This is a genomic window from Steroidobacter sp., assembly GCF_016790065.1.
GTDB lineage: Bacteria > Pseudomonadota > Gammaproteobacteria > Steroidobacterales > Steroidobacteraceae > Steroidobacter.
On record NZ_JAEUPY010000351.1, the window covers coordinates 1 to 1,691 of the forward strand.

Consider the following 1,691-nt stretch of genomic DNA (forward strand, 5'->3'; position numbering starts at 1 on the left):
TGCAGCGAGCGCTTCGGTCGCTTCACGCAGGTCCGCTTCCTTGCGGGCCGTCAGCATCAGTGTGGCTCCCGCTTCGCCGAGCGCCTCGGCGACCTGCAATCCAAGACCGCGCGATCCGCCGGTGATCAGCGCGGTGCGCCCGGCAAGATTCATCAACTCGTGAATACGCCTGCTCATCTCTAGTCCCTCGTCTTCGTGCAGGAGAATACTCCGCGGCCAGGCCGGCAGCAGCGAGGCATGAATAGACTTGCCGCTTGGGGATATTTCATCGCGACCCGCCTCGATAGGATCACTGCGCACGTTACGGCTGCGCGTTGCGCAGTTGCGGGCGAACCAGCACAGGAGCAGCACGATGATTTCCACCCGAGCATTCACCAGTGGCGCCGTGACAGTGGCTTTGCTCCTCAGCACAGTCGTTACAAGCGTGGCTGCCAGGGCCGACACTCTGCAGGAGATCAAGGCCGAGATGGCCACGGTGGAGACTGCATTGATGGGCGGCGCATCGCCGGCCAAAGTTGCCGAGCTGTTGTACGCCCCCGATGTCGTCATGGTGGGTGAGGGCGAAGCGGGTGTGACACGCGGTATGAAATCCGCGGTTCAGGCGCTCGAAGAACATTGGGCCGGTCTGGGGCCCGATGGGCAGAAACATTGCAAGCTGACACTTACGGGTGAGCAGGCGGTAGCGTCCGCGACCACGTACGCCGCCTTTCTCGTGCTCCACTGCAAGCCGAATCCGCCGGCCACGAAGGAAGCGATGGATTTCCGCACCGTCTATGTCTGGAAGAAGCTGCCGCAGGGCTGGCGCGTCGCCATCGAAATGTGGGGCGTCGGCAAGATCTGAGTGCCCGCTCAGTTCGCGGAGCGATAGCGCTCGACGAGCAGGAATTTCTGGACCTTGCCGGTCGCGGTTCGCGGCAGCGGGTCGCTCTGGAACCGCACGATTCTCGGGACTTTGAAGCTGGACAGCGTTGCGCGGCAGAAGTCCTGGACCTGCTCTGTCGTTGGCGTTGTGTCGCCAACGGTCACGATCACTGCGGTGACCACTTCTCCCCAGACTTCGTGCGGCAATCCCACGACCGCGCAATCCGCGACGCCGGCGAAGCCCATGAGCGTTGCCTCGATCTCCGAGGAATGTATGTTTTGTCCGCCGGATATGATCAGGTCCTTGACTCGTCCACAGATGTACAGATATCCGTCCGCGTCGAAGCATCCCAGGTCACCGGTGTGAAACCATCCGTCGCGGAAGACCTCGGCGTTCTTGGCCGGGCTCTGGAAGTACTCGGTGATGCAGTTGGGCGTGCGGCCGATGATCTCGCCGATCTCGCCCACGGCAACGCGTTCGCCGTTCGGATTGACTACGCGAACGTCGGAGAACAGCAGGGGGCGGCCGACGGAGTCGGGTGCGCGGAGCCGATCTTCGGGATTGCTGATCGTGAGGAAGCCGGTCTCCTGCAAGCCGTAGCCTTCATAGATATGGGGACACAGTCGCGCCATCGCCTGCTCGCGGATCGCGGCCGGCAACATCGAGCCGACGAATCCGATGGCTCGCAAAGACGTGAGGTCGCACGTGTCGATGCCGGGAACCTGCAGCAGCAGCGCCGCCATCGTGGGCACCAACCAGACGATGGTGACGGACTCTTCCTGAATCAGGCGCAGCGTTTCGGCGGCATCGAAATTCGCGAGCACGGTGC

3 protein-coding genes are annotated in these 1,691 nt (G+C 62.8%); 1 reads left to right on the plus strand and 2 read right to left on the minus strand.

The window, feature by feature from the left end; translation table 11 throughout:
• The coding region (locus JNL55_RS14530) for an SDR family NAD(P)-dependent oxidoreductase (protein ID WP_293854467.1) at window positions 1-363 on the minus strand (363 nt) is incomplete at its 3' end.
• Here JNL55_RS14530 and JNL55_RS14535 point away from each other — a divergent pair.
• On the plus strand, window positions 353-841 hold the full coding sequence (locus JNL55_RS14535; protein ID WP_293854470.1) for a hypothetical protein: 489 nt from the start codon (window positions 353-355) through the stop codon (window positions 839-841). The two genes, JNL55_RS14530 and JNL55_RS14535, sit on opposite strands and share 11 nt — an antisense overlap.
• Window positions 842-849: 8 nt before the next feature.
• On the opposite strand, the gene JNL55_RS14540 is transcribed toward JNL55_RS14535, so the two are convergent.
• Window positions 850-1,691 (minus strand): class I adenylate-forming enzyme family protein (locus JNL55_RS14540; RefSeq protein ID WP_293854473.1); only part of this gene is annotated, 842 nt, incomplete at its 5' end.